Genomic DNA, 19,680 nt, shown 5'->3' on the forward strand with positions numbered 1-19,680 from the left:
AAATGTGTGTTTGCCGAGGTCGATACCGACCAGTGCCAAATCGCTCATGATGATGGCCTCCAGAATGAAAACACCCTGCGAAAGCGTAGCCCTCGCAGGGTGTCGGGGTGACCATCTCATTAGCCGCTGCAATTGCAGCGGTTTTTTTATGGCGGTGTCGATGTGCCGCCAGGTCCCCGCACAAAAAATCAGTAAGCGCTGAATTATTTAGTGTCCCGTTGTATCTGATCCCATAGAGCATTCATCGACAGGGATACAGGCATGAAATCTCGCAAGAAAAGCGTCCAGCCAATCAGGCTGAAGGACATCACCATCGTCGACGACGCCAAGATGCGTAAGGCGATCACCGCAGCTGCACTGGGCAATGCGATGGAGTGGTTCGACTTCGGCGTCTACGGCTTCGTCGCCTATGCGTTGGGCAAGGTGTTCTTCCCCAACGCCGACCCCAGCGTGCAAATGATCGCGGCGCTGGCCACGTTCTCGGTGCCGTTCCTGATCCGGCCGCTGGGCGGGCTGTTCTTCGGCGCCTTGGGTGACCGCTTCGGGCGGCAGAAAATCCTCGCTGCCACCATCGTCATCATGTCGCTCAGCACGTTCGCGATCGGCCTGATACCGTCTTACGCCAGCATTGGCATCTGGGCGCCGATCCTGCTGCTGCTGGCCAAGATGGCCCAGGGCTTTTCAGTGGGGGGCGAGTACACCGGCGCGTCGATCTTCGTCGCCGAGTACGCCCCGGACCGCAAGCGTGGGTTTCTCGGCAGTTGGCTGGACTTCGGCTCGATCGCCGGCTTTGTGCTGGGCGCCGGGGTAGTCGTGATGATCTCCACCATCCTTGGCGAAGAAAAGTTCCTTGAATGGGGCTGGCGCCTGCCGTTCTTCCTGGCCTTGCCGCTGGGCCTGATCGGCCTCTACCTGCGCCATGCGCTGGAAGAAACGCCAGCGTTCCAGCAGCACGTGGAAAAACTCGAGCAAGGCGACCGCGAAGGCCTGGCTTCAGGCCCCAAGGTATCGTTCAAGGAGGTGGCCACCCAGCACTGGCGCAGCCTGGTGACCTGCATCGGCGTGGTGATCGCCACCAACGTCACCTACTACATGCTGCTCACCTACATGCCCAGCTACCTGTCGCACAACCTGCATTACAGCGAAGACCATGGCGTACTGATCATCATCGCGATCATGGTCGGCATGCTGTTCGTACAGCCCATCATCGGACTGATGAGCGACAAGTTTGGCCGTCGCCCGTTCATCGTGGTGGGCAGCGTGGGGCTGTTTGCTTTGGCCATTCCGGCCTTCATGCTGATCAACAGCGGCGCGCTTGGACTGATCTTCTCGGGCTTGCTGATCATCGCGGTGCTGCTGAACTTCTTCATTGGCGTGATGGCGTCGACCTTGCCGGCGATGTTCCCTACGCACATCCGCTACAGCGCCCTGGCCAGCGCCTTCAACATTTCGGTACTGATCGCCGGCCTTACCCCGACCCTGGCGGCCTGGCTGGTGGAGAGCAGCGGCGACCTGTACATGCCGGCGTACTACCTGATGGTGATCGCCGTGATTGGCCTGGTCACCGGCCTGACCATGAAGGAAACCGCCAACAAGCCGCTGCGCGGCGCGGCGCCGGCGGCATCGGACATCGAGGAAGCGCGCGAGCTGCTGCAGGAGCACCACGACAACATCGAGCAGAAGATCGAAGACATCGACGAGCAGATTGCCGAGCTGGAGGCCAAGCGCAAGCTGCTGGTGCAGCAGCACCCGCGCATCGACTGATCAGCGCGGCATGCAGCCCCGCGTGCAAGTGCGCGGGGCATGGCCCGTGGGGACTCAGGGCTGGAGTTTTTCGCGGGCCAAGGTGCCCTTGATGGTGCGTTCCACCACGTCGACCAGCACCATGGTCTGGTGATCGACCTCGATATTCAGCAGCTCGCCGGCCTTGTAGCTGGCGAACGTGGTCTGGCGCAGGGTTTCCGGGATCAGGTTGATGGTGACCACATTGTCGTCGACATCGGCGACGGTCAGGCTGCAACCGTTGACCCCGATGAAGCCGCGCGGGAACACATATTTTCCCCATTCCGGTGGCATGCGAAACGTGATGAAAGCGCCGGTTTCCTTGATCGACAGTTCGACGATTTCGGCGGTGGTAGCGATGTGGCCTGCCATCAGGTGGCCGCCGACTTCGGCGTTCATCTTCGCCGAACGTTCAATGTTGACGCCCTGGCCGGCCTTCAAACAGCGCAGGTTGGTGCGCTCGAGGGTGGCGTTCATGGCGTCGAACCTGACCTGCGTGCCATCGATTTGGGTAACCGACAGGCAGGTACCTTCGACACTGATGCTGGCGCCGATCTTCAGCTCGTCGAGCAGTTCGGGTGTGAGGTCGATGGTGAACTGGTTGTGGCCCGGATAGCGGGTCACATCAAGCAGCGGGCGGACGGCCTGGACGATGCCGGTGTACATGGAGTTGCTCCTGGGCACAGATATGGAAAACATCAGGAAGCTATGCCCGTGGAGCTGTAAATGCAAGTTGCCTGTACGGGCATCTTCGCGGGTAAATCCGCTCCCACAGGTATTTCTCACAGGACTTGAAACCTGGGCAGTCCGTTTTAGGAGCGGCTTTAGCCGCGAAGAGGCCAGCCCAGGCAGCGAGTACTAGAACTTCACCTGCCACTGCCCGACCACCGCATGGTTGCGGCTGTTGCTGCCCAGTTCACCGCTGTACCCCAGGCCAATGCTCTGCCGCGCACTCAGCCCCAGGTCCAGCCCTGCCTCGACCAGCAAGCTGTCCCGATCAATGGCGCTGCCTTCGACACTGAACGCATCGCCCCCGGCGATGAACGCCTGCCGCGTACGGGTATCGATGCTGCCGTAGGTGTGACGCCAGCCCAGGGTCGCCCGGGGCGTCACGCTCATGCCGTTGTCCAGCTGCGCCAGGTGAGCCAGGCGCACGCCGAAGGTGCTGCTGAGGTTGTCCTGGGTATCGGCGTCCACCGCCAGCGCCGCGTCACCGCCTTGCTCGCGATAGCTGTCGCGGTGGTAGCGCTGGTAGCCAAGGTTGGCGAACGGCTCGGCACCCAGGCGGCCGCTGCCCATGGCATAGCCCAGTTCGACGAAGGCTTGCTGGCTGTCGGCATCGTAGTCACCCTTGAGGCGCTCGTTGAAGCCGACGAACGCCACGTCGCGCTTGCTGTCACCGTCGTGGCTGCTGTACGCGGCGCCCAGGCGCAGCGCCAGCGGGCCGCTTTGGCGCTGGGCGTAGACGCCGGCGTGCCAGCTACGCACGGTGCCATCCAGGCCGGTGCTGTCCAGGCGGGTACGCGAATAACCACCTAGCAGGCCCAGGCGCCAGTCGCCAGCCAGCGCCCAGTCGATCCCCAGCACAGCGCCTCCGGTGCGTTGTTCCAGCGCACTGGCACCATGGCTGCCATCGACCTTGCCGTAGCTGCCCAGTGCCTGCCCCCACACCCGCCCCTGGGCGGTCGGATCGTTCAGATTACGTGCCTCGCGCGGCACGCCGGTGGCAGCCAGGGCAGGGCGGTCGCCGTCGCTCAGGCCCACCAGCAGGCTGCTACTGCTGCCCATCGCGCGCACGGCCCCCAACATGCTGCTGCCGACCTGCGCCGTGCTGGCCAGGGTGGCTGCCGCCAGGTTGGCGGTGTTGCTGGCCGAAAGCTGCTCGATGGCATTGCCAGCCCCGGCCGTGGTGGTGCCGAGCACGGCGTTGTACAGGTTGCTGTTCTGTCCGAGGCTGGCCAGGCTGCGCGCGGCGCCAGCAGCGTTGCCAGACTGTGCGTAGTGCTCGAAAGCCACGTCGTTGCGGCTGTAGTCCAGGCCCACTGCAGTGCTGCTGTAGCTCAGGGTCGGGGTGAGGAAGGCATAGTCGCTGCTGACCTGGGCAAAGGTGCCGTTCACCGCACCGGCAGTCAGTACGGTGTAGTGGCTGTGCCACGGGTATTCACCGGCGCTTGGCTGCACGCGCAGGGTCGCCCCATCGAGGTTGGCCGTGCCACTGACGCTGATTGGCGCGCTGCTGCCATCGGCGTTGACGCCGTACACCAGGCTCGACCCCTGGCCGAAGCTCAGGTCACCCGCGACCGCGGCGACACCCATGCCGGTGTTGGTCAACAGGGTGCCGTCCACTTGCAGCCCACCGACCGAGCCACCACCGGCATAGGTGGCGCCTTGCTCGATCAGCAACTCGCCGAGGATGCTGCCCTGGTTGACCAAGGTGGCGCCGGAGGTCACCACGCCGCCCTGGCTGAAGTCGTCGACGCTGCTCAGGGTCCAGCTGGCACCGCTGACCCTGAGGGTCTCGAAGTTGGCGCTGTTGCCGAAGCTGCCAGTGCCGTTCAGGGTCAGCTCATCGATACCCTCGCCGCCATCGACCAGGCCGTGGAATACGCCGCCGGTCAGCACCGTCAGGCTGTCGTTGCCGGCACCCAGGCTCAACGCCAGGCCGTTGCCGCCGCTAATGGTGCCGCTGTTGGTCACGCTGTCGTCGTACTCGCCGATCAGCTTGATGCCAAAACCGCTTTCGCCTTCGATGCGCCCGGCGTTAGCGAGGGTGGTGGCGGCCACCCCGGCACCCTCGGCGCCGTCATCGACGAGGATGCCGTTGTCGACACTGCGAATCACCCCGGTCGCCGTGTTGACGATGCTGCCTCCACCCATGGCAATGCCTTCGCTGCCGTTCGGCCGGCCACCACTGTCGACGCCCTTCGCCCCCAGACCCTGAATGGTGCCGGCGTTGTACACATGGCCGATGTTGTCGATATCGACGCCGTCACCGTCACCATTGATCTTGCCATCGGCGATGGCGCCGGTGATGGTGCCCCAGTTGTACACCGTGCCGCTGCCGTCCGAACCGAAGGCCGAGCCGTTGCGCCCGGTAACGCTGGCGCCTTCGTAGTTGTAGAGGGTGGCATCGGTCTTCAGGTCGACGCCATGGCGGTCGGCGCTGATGGTGCCGTGGTTGTAGACAGTCACACCGGTGGAGTTGCCGATCTTGATGCCGTCCCATTTCTGGTCCTGGCCGTTCTTGTCCTGCGGCGCGGTGTCGGTGTAGATCAGCCCATAGTTGGTCACTGTGGCATTGGAGCCGGTCTTGATCGCATCGTTGCCCACGGCATGAATCATCCCCGTGGTTTCATTCACCAGGGTGGTCGTGAAGGCCGGGTTGTTCAAGGTTTCCAGGTCGATGGCCTGGCCCTCGACGGTGGACGCGATAGTGCCGGCGTTGATAACGCTCAGGCTGCCACCGGCGGTGGGGTTGGTCTGGAAGCGCAGGCCATCGTTGGTGCCCTGGATCAGCGCCCCGGTCCGGTTGGTGATCTGGTAATGGCTGAGATCTTCGCCGTGGTCCTTGGTGTCGATACCGCGGCCATCGGTGGAGCGAATGATGCCGGCGTTGTCGAGGGTCAGCGTGGCACCGCTGGTGTGCTTGGGCAGGACCACGCCGTCGTCATTGCCGGCAACGATGCTGCCGTTGGCGGTTACCTGCAAGGTGTCGGCCTTCTTCAGCTCCAGCGTATCGGTGGTGGCGCTGTCGATCTGGTAGGCCTTGGCCAAGGCAACAGGGGCGAAGGCGGCGCAGGCCAGGGCGACGCACAGGGCCAGGCGGTTGGGCGTGAAATGCATTGGGCGACCATGGGTTGTCGTTCAGGGGCGCCCAATATGGCTTTGCGATATTACGATTTGATTGACAGGAAAGGCGTTTTCATTTCGATCAGACATGACCGCTGCTGTTGACGATGCGCAAGCATAGCGCCTCATACGGGTCCAGGTTGACCATCAATCGCCCGTCCTCGGTCAAGTCTCCCTCGACTGTTTCATTGATCATGTCAACCACCGTCCCCGGCGTGAAACCGGTCAACAGAAGCTCCTCGGCAATCACGTCCTGGCTAAAGTTCAGCGCACTGATCTGGATCCCGCGTCCGGCCGGCAGCTCGTGCACCATCACCAGTAGCCCCGGGCTGCTGACCTCGGGTACCAGCACCTGGCGGCTGGTGGCAATGCCATAGGCCTGGCGCACGGCCAGCAGCTTCTTCACCTTGCAGGCAAACGAGTCGCCCTGTTCCAGCTGGCTGTCGAGGCTGCCGTACAGCGCCCGTGCGCGAGGCATGCCGCGCACCGACATTTGCGCCTGCGGGTCAAGCCCGGCCAGGTCATAGGCGCCGCGGTGAATCCAGCGGGTATCGCCATCGGTCATACGCTCGGCAACCGCTTCGGCAGGCAAGGGCAGGGCACCGACCAGGTCCCAGCCGGACAGCGCCACCACGCCTGGCTGCATGGCGTTGTACATGACCAGCAGCAGGTGCACTTTCTGGATCAGCTCGATGTCGGCCGCATCTATCTGTGCCAGGTCGCGGATACCCAGCGCTGCGGCAATCAGGCTGGCGGTGGTGCAGGCAATGCCATTGGTGACGAAGCGCAGGTTGTACGGGGCATGCTCGCCCGACAGCCGCTCGTAGATCTCTTCGCGAATGTGTTCGCGCAGAATGGCGCCGGGCAAGGTCTGGCCTTTGTACAGGTACATGTCGTGGGCATGCAGGGTCCAGAAATGCACCAGTTCCACGGTCAGTTCGTCGTGGTTCTGCAGGGCATGGATCAGCGAGGCCGGGTCGATGCCGAACGCGTGCATTTCCTTCAGCATCAGGCGCAGGAACTCGGTGTCACCGGTCAACAGCGCATGCTGGTAGGCCGGGCGGGTGATGAAGTCGTAGGACAGGTCAGCACCGCCCTTGGACATCTGCGCGATGTCGTCCAGGGTCAGGTTCAGTTCCTGGAAGCTGAAGCCGCCGGCCTTGCGGATCATGCCGCCGATCAGCTGGTTGCCGACGATCGACAGCGGGTGGCTTTCCGACCAGGCAGTGCCGCTGGCACGTGTTTCCACGCCGAGAAAACCGTTGGCATCCAGGCGCAGGCCGCGGGCGCCCAGGCAGTCCAGGGCGTGCAGGGCGTCGCCGATGATCATCTGCTGAGCGGCGAAGGTCGGGTCCAGCCAGTTCAGCGACGGCTGGCCGTCCTTGAAGTAATGCAGGTACACCCAGCGCCGGGTCTTGCCATCGACGCCCACGATTGGCGGTGTGGCGCTCCAGTCGGTTTCCTTGACGCCAGGCTCGAAGAAGATCACCCGTTGCAACTGGCCGACGATGTAATGGCGAGCTTTAAGCTCGTCGCACTGCGCCGGAAGCAGGTTGACCGAGTCGCGGCCGGTATGCACCTCGGGCAGCAGTGGCCAGTCTTCCTCGCGGATCTCGACCATGTGATACAGCCCTGGATAAGGCCCGTAGGCCATTTCGGCCAGGCGGAAGTCGGCGCCCTTGCCGGTGTGCGAGGGGATCAGGTCGTCGATGGTCACGGCATTGTGCGCGGCGGCCATGCGGCTCATCTGCACCAGCTCCTGCTCGCTGCCATACAGTGGGTCGATGTCGAAGCTGATGCGGTCGAAGTTGCCGTCGATGCTGGGGGTGAGCTCGCGGCCACGGATGCCGCCGGAGCGCTTGATCGGCCCGGTGTGCAGGCCCTGGATGCCAATCTCCGACAGGCGCTTCCACAATGCTTCGTGAGCCAGGGCGCCGAGCACCGAACCGCCCTCGGGCGCGATGATGGCGTCGGGGTAAACCGTCAGCCACACCGAGGCGATCTCGGTCGCACGGCGCGGCTGGGCTTCGGCGTAGGGCTGCTGCCACAGGCGCGACTGGCCCGAATACAGGCTGGCGCGCTCCTGGGAAGCCTTGAGCATGGCGCGGTCTTCGAGCCATTTGACGTATGACGGGTCGGGCTGGGTCATTTCGCGTCCTCTTTGCGTGTCGGCACCGGCTCAGGTTATGACGGCGTGGCGGGCGGATCGTTCTGCGTACTTAACAACTGGTCAATCCGCCCGGCAAACCGCTGCAAGGCCGGCAGGTATTTCGCAGCCGCCTGCTCGATACTCATCGCCTTGGCCACATACACCAGGTTCAAGCACCCCAGCAGTCGATCGCCCGTGTGTAATGGCACGGCAATCGAAGCAATCTTCTCTTCCTGGTTCCAGGCCATGAAGTTCTCCGCATAGCCGCGGTGTCGCACCTTGCGCAGCAGGTTGTCGAGCGCTACCGGGTCACGCGCCAGCCGGTACTCAGGCCCTTCGCGACTGGCCAGCAGGGCAATGATCTGCTCACGCTCGGCGTCTGCGCAAAAGGCCAGGTACGCCAGCCCGGTGGCTGTCTCCAGCAATGGCAGGCGGCGCCCGACCATCGACCGGTGAAAGGACAGTCGACTGAAGCGGTGCGTGGTTTCGCGCACGACCATGGCATCGACGTCCAGGGTGCTGATGTCGGTCGGCCACACCACCTCTTGCAACAACTCGGCAAGCAGCGGCGCCGCTTTGGCGCTGATCCACTGTTCATCGCGAAAGCCTTCGCTCAACTCGCGCACTTTCAGGGCCAGGCGAAAGCTGTCGTCCGACTCGCTGCGCCGCACGTAACCTTCATCCTGCAGGGTTTCCAGCAAACGTCGCACGGTGGTGCGGTGCAGGCCGGTGAGCTCGGCCAGGCGGGTGGGACTAGCGCCGCCGTCCAGGCGATTGAGCGCGTTGAGCAAGGCCAGGCCGCGGCTCAACCCGCGCACTGTCTTGTAATCGGAATCGCGGTCTTTATTCATAAAAGCCTTTAAAAACAATGATGTGCACCAGGTGCACGAGCAGGCGGTTTTTCATTGTAGGGCAAACGGCGCCGTTCCTATACTCGCCACCAACAACTACAAATGCCCTGACAGGGGAAAACACCATGTGCCACGCCTGCCTGCCGTCCTTATCCATTGCCCGCGCTTCATTCACACCGAGCGTAGCGACGCTGCCTTAAGCCCGAACCAGCCAAAACGCCCATTCACTGCCTTGCGCCTGCCTGCGCGAGAACGGTAGCGGCTTGCCTGGGGTTTCCGGGGACGCCGTCGGGCCGTGTCGAGGATTACAACAATGAACACGCTACAAGCAGATCATATTCAGGCCGATTACACCGCTGACGTGGTAGTCATCGGCGCAGGCCCGGTCGGGCTGGCGATTGCCAATTACCTGGGCCAGGCCGGCGTGCAAGTGCTGCAGATCGAGAAGCTCGACCAGTTGATCGATTACCCGCGGGCCATCGGCATCGACGACGAGTCGCTGCGTACCGTGCAGGCCATCGGCCTGGTCGAGCAAGTGCTGCCGCACACCACCCCGTGGCACGCGATGCGCTTCCTGACGCCCAAGGGCCGCTGCTTTGCCGACATCCAGCCGATGACCGACGAGTTCGGCTGGTCGAGGCGCAATGCGTTCATCCAGCCGCAGGTCGATGCAGTGCTGTACCAGGGCCTGGCGCGCTTTGCCAATGTGCACACGCTGTTCTCGCGGGATGTGGTCGAGTTCCAGCAGGACGAGCACGGCGTGAGCCTGCGCATGAATGGCCCCGGAGGCCGCCAGGAAAGCGTGCGTGCCCGTTACCTGGTGGCCTGTGATGGCGGCAACAGCCTGATCCGCCGCACGCTGGACATTTCCTTCGAGGGCAAGACCGCCCCTAACCAATGGATCGTTATCGACATCGCCAACGACCCCCTGGGCACGCCAAATGTGTACCTGTGCTGCGATCCGGTGCGCCCATATGTATCGGCGGCGCTGCCCCACGGTGTACGGCGTTTCGAGTTCATGGTGATGCCCGGCGAGACGGAAGCCGAGCTGGGCAAGCCGGAAAACCTGCGCAAGCTGCTGGCCAAGGTGCTGCCTGACCCGGACCGCGTCGAGCTGATCCGCAAGCGCGTATACACCCACAACGCCCGCCTGGCCGGGCAGTTTCGCGCCAGGCGGGTGCTGCTGGCCGGTGATGCGGCGCACATCATGCCGGTGTGGCAGGGCCAGGGTTACAACAGCGGCATGCGCGACGCGAGCAACCTGGGCTGGAAGCTCGCCCTGGTCGCCAAGGGCCTGGCGGGCGAAGCGCTGCTCGACACCTACGAGCAGGAGCGCCGCGACCATGTCAAGGCGATGATCGACCTGTCGGTGCTGGCCGGCCACGTGCTGGCGCCACCGAAGCGCTGGCAGGGCACGCTGCGCGATGGGGTGTCGTGGGCGCTGAACTACCTGCCCGCGGTCAAGCGCTACTTCCTCGAAATGCGCTTCAAGCCCATGCCGCAGTATGCCAAAGGTGCGCTGGTGGCAGAGCAGGGCAGCAAGGCATCGCCGGTCGGGCGCATGTTCATCCAGCCCAAGGTGCTGACCGAGGCGGGCGAGACCTGCCTGCTGGACGATGTGATCGGCAGCAACTTTGCCTTTATCGCCTGGGGCAACGACCCGCAATGGGGCCTGAGCGCCGAGCAGGTGGCCGCCTGGCGTGCACTGGGCACGTGCTTCATACAGGTTCTGCCGCCGGTGCAGCTCAAGGCTGGCCGTGAAGTGCCGGACGGGGTGGTCCGCGTGGGTGACTGCAGTGGTCGGCTCAAGGACTGGTTCGGTCGCCACCCGGTGTCCATCGCCTTGCTGCGCCCGGACCGTTTCGTCGCTGGCGTGGCCATCCCGCAGACCATTGGCGACGTTAGCGACGCCCTGTTGCGGGCGCTCGACGCCCAGCCCCAGGCCACCGTGCAGGCACCGTTTGCAAGCAAGGTGGCATGAGATGAGCGCGTATCTGCATTGCCTGTCGCATACCCCGCTGGTGGGCTACGTGGACCCGGCACAAGCGGTGCTGGACGAGGTGGACGGGGTGATTGCCGCTGCCCGTGCACGGATCGAAGCATTCGACCCGGAGCTGGTGTTCCTGTTTGCGCCAGACCACTACAACGGTTTTTTCTATGACGTGATGCCGGCGTTCTGCATCGGCATGGCCGCCACTGCCATCGGCGACTTCAACAGTGCCGCCGGCCCGCTGGATGTGCCCCGCGAGGTTGCCGAGGCCTGCGCCAACGCCGTCCTCGAAGCCGGGGTGGACGCTGCGGTGTCGTACCGCATGCAAGTCGACCATGGCTTCGCCCAGCCGCTGGAACTGCTGCTCGGCAGCCTCGCCGCGAGGCCGGTCATTCCGGTGTTCATCAATGGTGTGGCGGTGCCGCTGCCAGGCTTCGCCCGTGCCCGCGCGCTCGGTGAAGCCATCGGTCATTTTGCCCGCAGTACCGGCAAGCGCGTGCTGTTTCTCGGTTCGGGCGGGTTGTCTCACCAGCCACCAGTACCGGAGCTGGCGCGGGTCGATGCACGCATGGCCGAGCGCCTGCTGGGCAGTGGCCGCGAGCTGCCGGCCAGCGAACGCCAGGCCCGCCAGCAGCGGGTAATCAGCGCCGCCGAAGGCTTCGTGCTGGACCAGCACAGCCTGCACCCGCTGAACCCGGGTTGGGACAACCACTTCCTTGACCTGCTGCAACAGCGCCGTTACGCCGAGCTTGACGGCATGGCCAACGCCGAACTGTCGGCACTGGCCGGCAAATCGACCCACGAGGTGAAAACCTGGGTGGCCGCGTTTGCCGCACTCGGTGCCTACGGCACCTACCAGGCCAGCGACCGCTACTACCGGCCGATCCCGGAGTGGATCGCCGGTTTCGCTTCGCTCAGCGCCCATTTCCTGACCTGATCAACAGAGGTACCACCATGACCGGCATTCCCCTCAGCGAAGCCAGCAGCAGCCGCTTCGCCCGTGTCCGCGAAGGCGAGCTCGACCTGCAACTGCACTACAACGACCTGGGCCAAGGCGCCGAAACCGTGGTCATGCTGCACGGCTCTGGCCCAGGTGCCAGCGGCTGGGCCAACTTCAACCGCAACCTCGAACCGCTGCTGGCCGCCGGTTACCGTGTGCTGCTGGTGGACTGCCCGGGCTGGAGCAAGAGCGACCCGATCGTCTGCAGCGGTTCGCGCTCCAACCTCAACGCCAACGCGCTCAAGGGCCTGCTGGATGTGCTGGGCCTGGAGCGCGTGCACATCATTGGTAACTCGATGGGTGGCCACAGCGCCGTGGCCTTTGCCCTCGACCACCCCGAGCGGGTCGGCAAACTCGTGTTGATGGGCGGCGGTACTGGCGGCGCCAGCCCGTTCGTGCCGATGCCCACCGAGGGTATCAAGCTGCTCAACGGCCTGTACCGCGAACCGACCATCGAAAACCTGAAGAAGATGATGAATGTCTTCGTCTACGACCCCAGCGACCTTACCGAAGAGCTGTTCCAGACCCGCCTGGACAACATGCTCAGCCGCCGCGACCACCTGGACAATTTCGTCGCCAGCCTGGCCGGCAACCCGCGCCAGTTCCCCGACTTCGGCCCGCGCCTGCATGAGATCCGCGCCCGCAGCCTGATCGTCTGGGGCCGCAACGACCGTTTCGTGCCGATGGACGCCGGCCTGCGCCTGCTGGCCGGCATTCCCGACTCGGCCCTGCACGTGTTCAACAACTGTGGCCATTGGGCCCAGTGGGAGCACGCCGACACCTTCAACCGCCTGGTACTGGACTTCCTCCAGCATTGATTTGAGGTACACCCATGACCATCGACACGCCAACCCTCGAACGCCTGGCCGCCGACCTGCGCCGCGCACAGCAGCAGGGTGAAGCCATCGCGCCGCTGCGTGATGCCATCGGCCCGGAAAACGCCGAAGCCGCCTACCGTATCCAGCGCCTGAATGTGGCCCATGCCTTGGCCGAAGGCCGGCGGCTGGTTGGCCGCAAGATCGGCCTGACCAACCCCAAGGTGCAAGCCCAGCTGGGTGTCGACCAGCCCGACTTCGGCAGCCTGTTCGCCGACATGTGCTACGGCGACAACGAATGCGTGCCTTATGCCAGCGTGATGCAGCCAAAGATCGAGGCCGAGATTGCCTTGGTACTGGCGCATGACCTGCCCAGTGCCGAAACCACCTTCGCCGATGTGATCGCCGCTACCGGCTACGTGCTGCCAGCGTTGGAAATCGTCGGCAGCCGCATCCAGGGATGGAACATCCGCTTCGCCGACACCGTCGCCGACAACGCTTCCAGCGGCTGCTTCGTGCTTGGCGGCCCGGCGCGTCAACTGCTGGACCTTGACCTGCGCACTGCGGCCATGCGTATGACGCGCAATGGCGAGCTGGCCTCCAGTGGCAGCGGCGCAGAATGCCTTGGCCACCCGCTCAACGCCGCCGTGTGGCTGGCACGCACCATGGCCCGCCTGGGCGAGCCGCTGCGCGCTGGCGACATTGTCCTTACCGGCGCCCTGGGGCCAATGGCGACGGTGGCCCCAGGCGACCATTTCGAAGCCGAAATCGACGGCCTTGGCCGTGTCGGCGTGACCTTCAGCGGCGAATGACGGAGTACCCCATGAGCCACAAACGCAAAGCCGCCATCATTGGTTCCGGCAATATCGGTACCGACCTGATGATCAAGATCCTGCGCAACGCCCAACATATCGAGATCGCCGCGATGGTCGGCATCGACCCCGCCTCCGACGGCCTGGCGCGGGCTGCCCGGATGGGCGTGGCGACGACCCATGAAGGCGTCGAGGGCCTGACCCGGTTGCCGCTGTTTGGCGAGATCGACTTCGTCTTCGACGCCACCAGTGCGGGTGCCCACGTCAACAACGACGCCTTCCTGCGCCAGCACAAGGCGGACCTGCGGGTCATCGACCTGACCCCCGCGGCTATCGGCCCGTACTGCGTGCCGGTGGTCAACCTGGAGCAGCACCTGCAGGCGCGCAACGTCAACATGGTCACCTGCGGTGGCCAGGCCACCATCCCGATGGTTGCGGCGGTGTCGCGTGTGGCCAAGGTGCACTACGCCGAAATCGTCGCCTCGATCGCGTCGAAGTCCGCCGGGCCTGGCACACGCGCCAACATTGACGAGTTCACCGAAACCACCAGCAAGGCCATCGAGGTGATCGGCGGCGCGGCCAAGGGCAAGGCGATCATCATCATGAACCCTGCAGAGCCGCCGCTGATGATGCGTGACACCGTATACGTGCTCAGTGAAGCCGCCGACCCGCAACAGGTGGCGGCAAGCATCGAGGAAATGGCCGCCGCCGTGCAGGCCTACGTGCCGGGTTACCGGCTCAAGCAGCAGGTGCAGTTCGAGCAGGTGGAAAACCTGAATATTCCAGGCCATGGCCAATTCAGCGGCTTGAAGACATCGGTGTTCCTCGAAGTCGAAGGCGCTGCCCATTACCTGCCGGCCTATGCCGGCAACCTCGACATCATGACTTCCGCCGCGCTGGCCACTGCCGAGCGCATGGCCCTGGCAATGGGAGCCCTGGCATGAACGGCAAGCAACTCTATATCAGTGACGTGACCCTGCGCGATGGCATGCATGCCATTCGCCACCAGTATTCGCTGGACGACGTGCGCGCCATTGCCCGCGCGCTGGATTTGGCCAAGGTCGACTCGATCGAAGTGGCCCATGGCGATGGCCTGCAGGGTTCCAGCTTCAACTACGGTTTCGGTGCCCACACCGACCTTGAATGGATCGAAGCAGCAGCCGACGCGGTCAACCACGCCAAGATCGCCACGCTGTTGCTGCCAGGGATTGGCACCTTGCATGACTTGAAAAACGCCTACGACGCCGGTGCGCGCATCGTGCGCGTGGCCACCCACTGCACCGAGGCGGATGTTTCGCGCCAGCACATCGAGTATGCCCGTGAACTGGGCATGGACACGGTGGGTTTCCTGATGATGAGCCACATGCAGACGCCTGAAGGCCTGGCCCGGCAGGCCCGTCTGATGGAGAGCTACGGCGCCACCTGCATCTACGTGGTGGACTCGGGCGGGGCGATGAACATGGACGACATCCGCGCGCGATTCCGCGCGGTCAAGGCTGTGCTCGACCCTGCGACCCACACCGGTATCCATGCCCACCACAACCTCAGCCTCGGCGTGGCCAACTCCATCGCCGCGGTGGAAGAGGGCTGCGACCGCATCGACGCCAGCCTGGCCGGCATGGGGGCCGGTGCCGGCAATGCACCGCTGGAGGTGTTCATCGCCGCCGCCGACAAGCTCGGCTGGAATCACGGTACCGACCTGTACGCGCTGATGGATGCCGCCGATGACCTGGTGCGCCCATTGCAGGACCGGCCGGTGCGGGTGGACCGGGAAACCCTGGCCCTGGGCTATGCCGGGGTCTACTCGAGCTTCTTGCGCCACGCCGAAGTGGCCGCTGCCAGGTACGGCATCAAGGCGGTGGATATCCTGGTCGAGCTGGGCAAGCGGCGGATGGTAGGCGGTCAGGAAGACATGATCGTCGATGTAGCGCTGGACCTGCTCAAACGCTGATGCACCTGGCGGGGGCGCGGTGCCCCCGCCTGGCAACAACCCACTACAAGAACAACAGGGTGGCTTCATGACTTCTCTTGCAAACAACCCGCCGCGTGCGGCCATCACCATTGGCCTGTGTTTTCTCGTTGCCCTGCTCGAAGGCCTCGACCTGCAAGCCGCCGGCATCGCCGCCCCTGGCATGGCCAGCGCCTTCAACTTGGGCAAGCTGCAAATGGGCTGGGTGTTCAGTGCCGGTATCCTCGGCCTGCTGCCCGGCGCCCTGGTCGGCGGCTGGCTGGCGGACCGCGTGGGGCGCAAACGCGTGCTGATCGCGTCGGTGGCACTGTTCGGCCTGTTTTCCCTGGCCACGGCCCACGCCTGGAGCCTGCCCAGCCTGTTGCTGGCGCGGCTGCTCACCGGGGTAGGGTTGGGCGCCGCATTGCCCAACCTGATCGCCCTGTGCAGCGAGGCCGCCGGCGAGCGCCTGCGCGGCAGCGCCGTCAGCCTGATGTACTGCGGCGTACCGTTGGGAGCAGCACTGGCGGCCGGTATCGGCATTGCCGGTTACAGCGGCGAGTGGCAGCGGGTGTTCCATGTCGGTGGCGCCGGGCCGCTGCTGATCCTGCCGTTGCTGGCGTTCTACCTGCCGGAGTCGCGCCAGTTTCGCGCCACACAGCCGGCCGGCGATACACCCGGCCTGTGCCGCGAGCTGTTCGGCCAGGGCGCCACATGGCTGTTGTGGCTGAGCTATTTCTTCACCCTGATGGTGGTGTACATCCTGATCAACTGGCTACCGAGCCTGTTGGTCGGCCAGGGCTTCAGCAGCCATGACGCCAGCTGGGTGATGTTTGCCCTGCAGATCGGCGCCGCCATCGGCACCCTGGCCCTGGGCCAGCTGCTTGAACGCTTGCCGGCCTGGGCGACGGCGACGCTGGTGTACCTGGGCATCCTGGCTGCCCTCGGTGGCCTGGGCCTGGCCAGTGACCTGCGCGGCATGCTCGCGGCCGGTTTCTTTGCCGGCTTCTTCGCCACTGGCGGGCAAGGGGTGCTGTATGCCTTGGCGCCGCACTTCTACCCCGCACGCGTGCGCGCCACCGGCGTGGGTGCGGCGGTTGCGGTTGGCCGCCTGGGCGCCATGAGCGGGCCACTGGTAGCTGGCCAGATGCTCGCCCTCGGTGCCGGCTCTGCCGGCGTGCTGCTGGCCTCGGCACCGGGCGTGGTGATTGCTGCCCTGGCACTGTTCCGCCTGATCGGCCGTCGCCCGGTATAACGCCACTCGCTGTTCACCCTGGCGTGCTCCCTGCTGCTTCTGCGGCAGGGCTTCCTACAACTACAAGAAAGTGAAGTCACCATGCACAAGGCCCGAAAAACCTGCCTGGCGCTGAGCGCCTGCCTGTTTTGCGCCAATCCGCCCCACGCCGCTGGCTTTGTCGAAGACAGCCATGCCGAGCTGGTGCTGCGCAACTATTATTTCGACCGCAACTACCTGGGCCCGTCCCCGCAGGCCGCCGCCCGTGAATGGGCCCAGGGCTTCATCCTGAATCTCAGTTCAGGCTTCAGCCAAGGGCCTGTAGGTTTCGGCCTCGACGCCAAGGGCATGCTCGGGGTAAAGCTGGACTCTTCACCCGACCGTGCCGGCACCGGGCTGCTGCCGTTCGACCGCAGTACGCGCGAGCCGGCGGACAACTATTCCGAGCTGGGCCTGACCGGCAAGCTGCGCATTTCACGCACCGAGCTGCAGGGCGGCAGCATCAGTACTTTTCTGCCGATTGCCTTCGCCAGCCCCACGCGCCTGCTGCCACAGACGTTTCGCGGCGCTTACCTGCGTTCATCCGACATCGACCGCCTGAGCCTGCATGCCGGCTGGCTCGACCGCATCAACCTGCGCGACTCGACCGACTACCAGAAGATGAGCATCGGCTCGCCCAACGGGCGCTTCAACGGCGCTGCCACATCTGACCGCTTCACCTTTCTGGGCGGTGACTACGCCTGGTCCGAGGCCTTGACCCTGCGGTATTACCACGCCGAACTGGACCAGCTGTACCGCAAGGACTACTTCGGCCTGGTCGACGAGCGCCAGCTTGGCACTGGGCGCCTGAAAAGCGATGTGCGCCTGTTCGTCACGGGTGAGGACGGTGCAGCCAAGGCCGGCAAGGTCGACAACCGCAACACGGCCTTGATGCTGAGCTATGCCTGGGCCAGCCATAGCGTTGGCGTGGGCTACATGCGCCTGGATGGCGATACCGCCATGCCTTACCTGTACGGTACCGAGCCGCTGGTGATCACCGAAGGCACGCTGAGTTCGGAGTTTCTCAACCCCAGGGAGCGCAGCTGGCAGGTCAGGTTCGACCAGGATTTTGCCCCGTTCGGGTTGCCGGGGCTCAAGGGCATGCTGCGCTACGTACGGGGTGACAACATCGAACTGCCGGGCTTCGGCGGGGCCGGGCTGAGTGAAAGCGAGAAGGATGTGGAGCTGTCGTACACCGTGCAGCAGGGCACGTTCAAAGGTGTGGCGTTGCGCGTGCGGCATGCCTGGTATCGCAATGATTTTGCAGCGGGTGCGACGCACCGGGACGACAACGAGCTGCGCGTCAACCTGGACTACACCGTGAGGCTCTGGTGACTGGGGCATACGCATGCTCCATCAGCGCCGGGCAGACAACTGCTGCGGTGCCAGAAACGCATCATGGAAATAGTTGCGCACAGCCTGCATCGCCGGGCTGAACGCCCGCTCCCGGTGCCAGGCCAGCCCCACGCTCATCGGCGTCACCGGGTCGCTGATGGTCACTGTCTCGATGCGCTTGCCCTCCAGCGACCAGGGCCGGTGCACCAGGTCGGACAGAATCGCCACGCCGCTGCCATTGGCGACCATGCTGCGCACGGCCTCCACCGAACTGGTCCTGACCCGCACGCGCGGCTGCTGCCCGGCCTGCTGCCAATAGCGCATGGCGCTTTGCTCGGCCTCATCGACTGTGAGCAGAATGAAAGGCTCCTTGGCGACATCGGCCAGGCTCACCGCCGAGCGCTCGCACAGCGGATGATGCCCGGGCAACCACAACCGCCGCTCGGAGTTGAACAACGTCTCCGAAACGATGGCAGGGTGGGTGAGGTTGGCGGTGAGCACCACCGCCATGTCGAAACGCCCCTCCAGCAGGCCTTGTTCGATGGCGCTGCGCTCCTGCTCGTACAGCTCCAGGGTTACGCCTGGATGCCAGTGCTCCAGGCGCTGCAGGTGGTGGGGCAGGAAGTAGCCGATCACCGTGTAGCTTGCGGCCAGGCGCAGCAGGCCACTGGCGCGCATGTCCGGTAGCGGGCTGTTCAACGCATCGTCGACGCTGCGCATTATCACGTAGGCGCGATTCAGGAAGTGCCGGCCAGCTTCAGTCAGGCTCATGCCTTGGGCGGAGCGCTGGAACAACAGCAGGCCGAGCATCGCCTCGAGCTCCTTGATCGCCGTGGTCACCGCCGACTGGGAGATGTTCAGGTGGATCGCCGCCTGGGATATCTGGCCGATCTCGGCAGTGGCGATAAAATAACGGACCTGGCGCAGGGTCAGTGACACGGTAGGCTCCTGTGGCGGCTGCAGGTATCTGATTTTCCGAAGACACCCTATCTGTTTATAGATCTTCCCAAGGGGGCGACGAGAATCTAACGTGGCCTGCATGCAGTCACAAGTGCCAGGAGAGACAGTCATGCAAGTGGTGGATTTCAACTCGGACATGGGTGAGGGCTTTGGCCCGTGGACCATTGGCGATGGCGTCGACAACGAGTTGATGGGCTACATCAGCACGGCCAACATCGCCACCGGCTTTCATGCCGGCGACCCCGGCACCATGCGCCGCACTGTCGAGCGGGCCAAGGCCCTGGGCGTTGCAGTAGGGGCGCACCCGGGTTTCCGCGACCTGGTCGGCTTCGGCCGCCGGCACATCAATGCGCCGGCCCAGGAGCTGGTCGACGACATGCTCTACCAACTCGGCGCGCTGCGTGAAATTGCCCGCGCCCAGGGCGTGTCCCTGCAGCACATCAAGCCGCACGGGGCGCTGTACATGCACCTGGCGCGTGACGAAGAAGCCGCGCGGCTGCTGGTGGAAAACCTGCGGGTAATCGAGCCCGAACTGCTGCTGTATTGCATGCCGGGTTCGGTGATCTGCCGGATCGCCCGGCAACTCGGCCAGCCGGTGGTTCGCGAGTTCTACGCCGACCGCGAATACGACCTGAGTGGTTCGATCGTGTTCACCCGCAATGTCCGTGGTCATGAACCCAGGGCAGTGGCTGAGCGGGTGCTGCGGGCCTGCCAGCAGGGCGTGGTGCGCACGGTCGAGGGCCAGGACCTGGCCATCGAGTTCGACTCCATCTGCCTGCACAGTGATACCCCGGGTGCGCTGGACCTGGTCGAGGCCACGCGCAAGGCGCTGGACACAGCGGGCATCGAGGTGCGAGCCCCGCGCTGAGCCCATGTGGCATGCGGCATGTACCCGCCGCAGCCCGCGCATTTTGTT

The 19,680-nt window shown here is 64.6% G+C and carries 16 protein-coding genes; 10 read left to right on the top strand and 6 right to left on the bottom strand.

Features of this window, described 5'->3' with window-relative positions; translation table 11 throughout:
* The first annotated feature begins 261 nt into the window (after positions 1 to 261).
* A complete protein-coding gene (gene proP, locus HP547_RS06060; RefSeq protein ID WP_172232188.1) occupies positions 262 to 1,764 on the top strand; it encodes a glycine betaine/L-proline transporter ProP in 1,503 nt (500 codons plus the stop codon).
* A 54-nt stretch (positions 1,765 to 1,818) separates the two neighbouring features.
* Here the strand turns inward: proP and HP547_RS06065 are convergent, their stop codons facing one another.
* The 5 genes from HP547_RS06065 to HP547_RS06085 form a co-directional block, all read right to left on the bottom strand.
* Positions 1,819 to 2,448: a riboflavin synthase subunit alpha gene (locus tag HP547_RS06065; RefSeq protein ID WP_172285739.1), complete on the bottom strand. Its 630-nt coding sequence runs from the start codon at positions 2,446 to 2,448 to the stop codon at positions 1,819 to 1,821.
* Between the two features lie 192 nt (positions 2,449 to 2,640).
* Positions 2,641 to 5,625 (bottom strand): autotransporter domain-containing protein, encoded by a 2,985-nt coding sequence (locus HP547_RS06070; protein ID WP_172285740.1) that lies wholly within the window; start codon positions 5,623 to 5,625, stop codon positions 2,641 to 2,643.
* A gap of 88 nt (positions 5,626 to 5,713) precedes the next feature.
* The gene (gene treS, locus HP547_RS06075) at positions 5,714 to 7,780 is read right to left on the bottom strand and encodes a maltose alpha-D-glucosyltransferase (RefSeq protein ID WP_172285741.1); all 2,067 of its coding nucleotides are present in this window, start codon (positions 7,778 to 7,780) and stop codon (positions 5,714 to 5,716) included.
* 35 nt (positions 7,781 to 7,815) lie between these two features.
* Positions 7,816 to 8,631 (bottom strand): DNA-binding transcriptional regulator, encoded by an 816-nt coding sequence (locus HP547_RS06080; RefSeq protein ID WP_172219661.1) that lies wholly within the window; start codon positions 8,629 to 8,631, stop codon positions 7,816 to 7,818.
* The gene (locus tag HP547_RS06085) at positions 8,624 to 8,788 is read right to left on the bottom strand and encodes a hypothetical protein (protein ID WP_172285742.1); all 165 of its coding nucleotides are present in this window, start codon (positions 8,786 to 8,788) and stop codon (positions 8,624 to 8,626) included. The genes HP547_RS06080 and HP547_RS06085 overlap by 8 nt, the downstream gene beginning before the upstream one ends.
* Before the next feature lie 156 nt (positions 8,789 to 8,944).
* Between HP547_RS06085 and HP547_RS06090 the strand changes: the two genes are divergently transcribed.
* The 8 genes from HP547_RS06090 to HP547_RS06125 all read left to right on the top strand — a co-directional run bounded on the left by HP547_RS06090 (position 8,945) and on the right by HP547_RS06125 (position 17,804).
* Positions 8,945 to 10,612: a bifunctional 3-(3-hydroxy-phenyl)propionate/3-hydroxycinnamic acid hydroxylase gene (locus HP547_RS06090; RefSeq protein WP_172285743.1), complete on the top strand. Its 1,668-nt coding sequence runs from the start codon at positions 8,945 to 8,947 to the stop codon at positions 10,610 to 10,612.
* A gap of 1 nt (position 10,613) precedes the next feature.
* Positions 10,614 to 11,558 (top strand): 3-carboxyethylcatechol 2,3-dioxygenase, encoded by a 945-nt coding sequence (gene mhpB, locus HP547_RS06095; RefSeq protein WP_172219657.1) that lies wholly within the window; start codon positions 10,614 to 10,616, stop codon positions 11,556 to 11,558.
* Positions 11,559 to 11,575: 17 nt separating this feature from the next.
* Positions 11,576 to 12,439, top strand: a complete 864-nt coding sequence (locus HP547_RS06100; RefSeq protein WP_172285744.1) for an alpha/beta fold hydrolase — start codon at positions 11,576 to 11,578, stop codon at positions 12,437 to 12,439.
* A gap of 14 nt (positions 12,440 to 12,453) precedes the next feature.
* Positions 12,454 to 13,248, top strand: coding sequence for a 2-keto-4-pentenoate hydratase (gene mhpD, locus HP547_RS06105; protein ID WP_172285745.1), 795 nt, complete (start codon positions 12,454 to 12,456; stop codon positions 13,246 to 13,248).
* An 11-nt stretch (positions 13,249 to 13,259) separates the two neighbouring features.
* A complete protein-coding gene (locus HP547_RS06110) occupies positions 13,260 to 14,192 on the top strand; it encodes an acetaldehyde dehydrogenase (acetylating) (RefSeq protein ID WP_172219651.1) in 933 nt (310 codons plus the stop codon).
* Positions 14,189 to 15,199 carry a 4-hydroxy-2-oxovalerate aldolase gene (gene mhpE / locus HP547_RS06115; RefSeq protein WP_172219649.1) on the top strand — a complete coding sequence of 337 codons (1,011 nt, stop codon included), beginning with the start codon at positions 14,189 to 14,191 and terminating at the stop codon, positions 15,197 to 15,199. The genes HP547_RS06110 and mhpE overlap by 4 nt, the downstream gene beginning before the upstream one ends.
* Before the next feature lie 67 nt (positions 15,200 to 15,266).
* On the top strand, positions 15,267 to 16,451 hold the full coding sequence (mhpT, locus tag HP547_RS06120) for a 3-(3-hydroxy-phenyl)propionate transporter MhpT (protein ID WP_172219647.1): 1,185 nt from the start codon (positions 15,267 to 15,269) through the stop codon (positions 16,449 to 16,451).
* Positions 16,452 to 16,532: 81 nt separating this feature from the next.
* Positions 16,533 to 17,804 (top strand): OprD family porin, encoded by a 1,272-nt coding sequence (locus HP547_RS06125; protein WP_172285746.1) that lies wholly within the window; start codon positions 16,533 to 16,535, stop codon positions 17,802 to 17,804.
* 21 nt (positions 17,805 to 17,825) lie between these two features.
* Here the strand turns inward: HP547_RS06125 and HP547_RS06130 are convergent, their stop codons facing one another.
* Entirely contained in the window at positions 17,826 to 18,743 is a 918-nt protein-coding gene (locus HP547_RS06130; protein ID WP_172285747.1) for a LysR substrate-binding domain-containing protein, read from the bottom strand.
* A 130-nt stretch (positions 18,744 to 18,873) separates the two neighbouring features.
* Here HP547_RS06130 and HP547_RS06135 point away from each other — a divergent pair, with 130 nt between their 5' ends.
* Positions 18,874 to 19,632: a 5-oxoprolinase subunit PxpA gene (locus HP547_RS06135; RefSeq protein ID WP_172219641.1), complete on the top strand. Its 759-nt coding sequence runs from the start codon at positions 18,874 to 18,876 to the stop codon at positions 19,630 to 19,632.
* Positions 19,633 to 19,680: the final 48 nt, after the last annotated feature.

Source organism: Pseudomonas sp. CM27 (assembly GCF_013179515.1).
In the GTDB taxonomy this organism is placed as follows: domain Bacteria; phylum Pseudomonadota; class Gammaproteobacteria; order Pseudomonadales; family Pseudomonadaceae; genus Aquipseudomonas.

Bases quoted from the DNA above. Each gene is read 5' to 3' on its own strand.
- HP547_RS06110 (WP_172219651.1), top strand. From the start codon at position 13,260: ATGAGCCACAAACGCAAAGCCGCCATCATTGGTTCCGGCAATATCGGT.
- mhpD (WP_172285745.1), top strand. From the start codon at position 12,454: ATGACCATCGACACGCCAACCCTCGAACGCCTGGCCGCCGACCTGCGC.
- treS (WP_172285741.1), bottom strand. From the start codon at position 7,780: ATGACCCAGCCCGACCCGTCATACGTCAAATGGCTCGAAGACCGCGCC.
- mhpB (WP_172219657.1), top strand. From the start codon at position 10,614: ATGAGCGCGTATCTGCATTGCCTGTCGCATACCCCGCTGGTGGGCTAC.
- HP547_RS06100 (WP_172285744.1), top strand. From the start codon at position 11,576: ATGACCGGCATTCCCCTCAGCGAAGCCAGCAGCAGCCGCTTCGCCCGT.
- HP547_RS06135 (WP_172219641.1), top strand. From the start codon at position 18,874: ATGCAAGTGGTGGATTTCAACTCGGACATGGGTGAGGGCTTTGGCCCG.
- HP547_RS06090 (WP_172285743.1), top strand. From the start codon at position 8,945: ATGAACACGCTACAAGCAGATCATATTCAGGCCGATTACACCGCTGAC.
- HP547_RS06125 (WP_172285746.1), top strand. From the start codon at position 16,533: ATGCACAAGGCCCGAAAAACCTGCCTGGCGCTGAGCGCCTGCCTGTTT.
- HP547_RS06085 (WP_172285742.1), bottom strand. From the start codon at position 8,788: ATGGATAAGGACGGCAGGCAGGCGTGGCACATGGTGTTTTCCCCTGTC.
- HP547_RS06065 (WP_172285739.1), bottom strand. From the start codon at position 2,448: ATGTACACCGGCATCGTCCAGGCCGTCCGCCCGCTGCTTGATGTGACC.
- HP547_RS06070 (WP_172285740.1), bottom strand. From the start codon at position 5,625: ATGCATTTCACGCCCAACCGCCTGGCCCTGTGCGTCGCCCTGGCCTGC.
- mhpE (WP_172219649.1), top strand. From the start codon at position 14,189: ATGAACGGCAAGCAACTCTATATCAGTGACGTGACCCTGCGCGATGGC.
- mhpT (WP_172219647.1), top strand. From the start codon at position 15,267: ATGACTTCTCTTGCAAACAACCCGCCGCGTGCGGCCATCACCATTGGC.
- HP547_RS06080 (WP_172219661.1), bottom strand. From the start codon at position 8,631: ATGAATAAAGACCGCGATTCCGATTACAAGACAGTGCGCGGGTTGAGC.
- proP (WP_172232188.1), top strand. From the start codon at position 262: ATGAAATCTCGCAAGAAAAGCGTCCAGCCAATCAGGCTGAAGGACATC.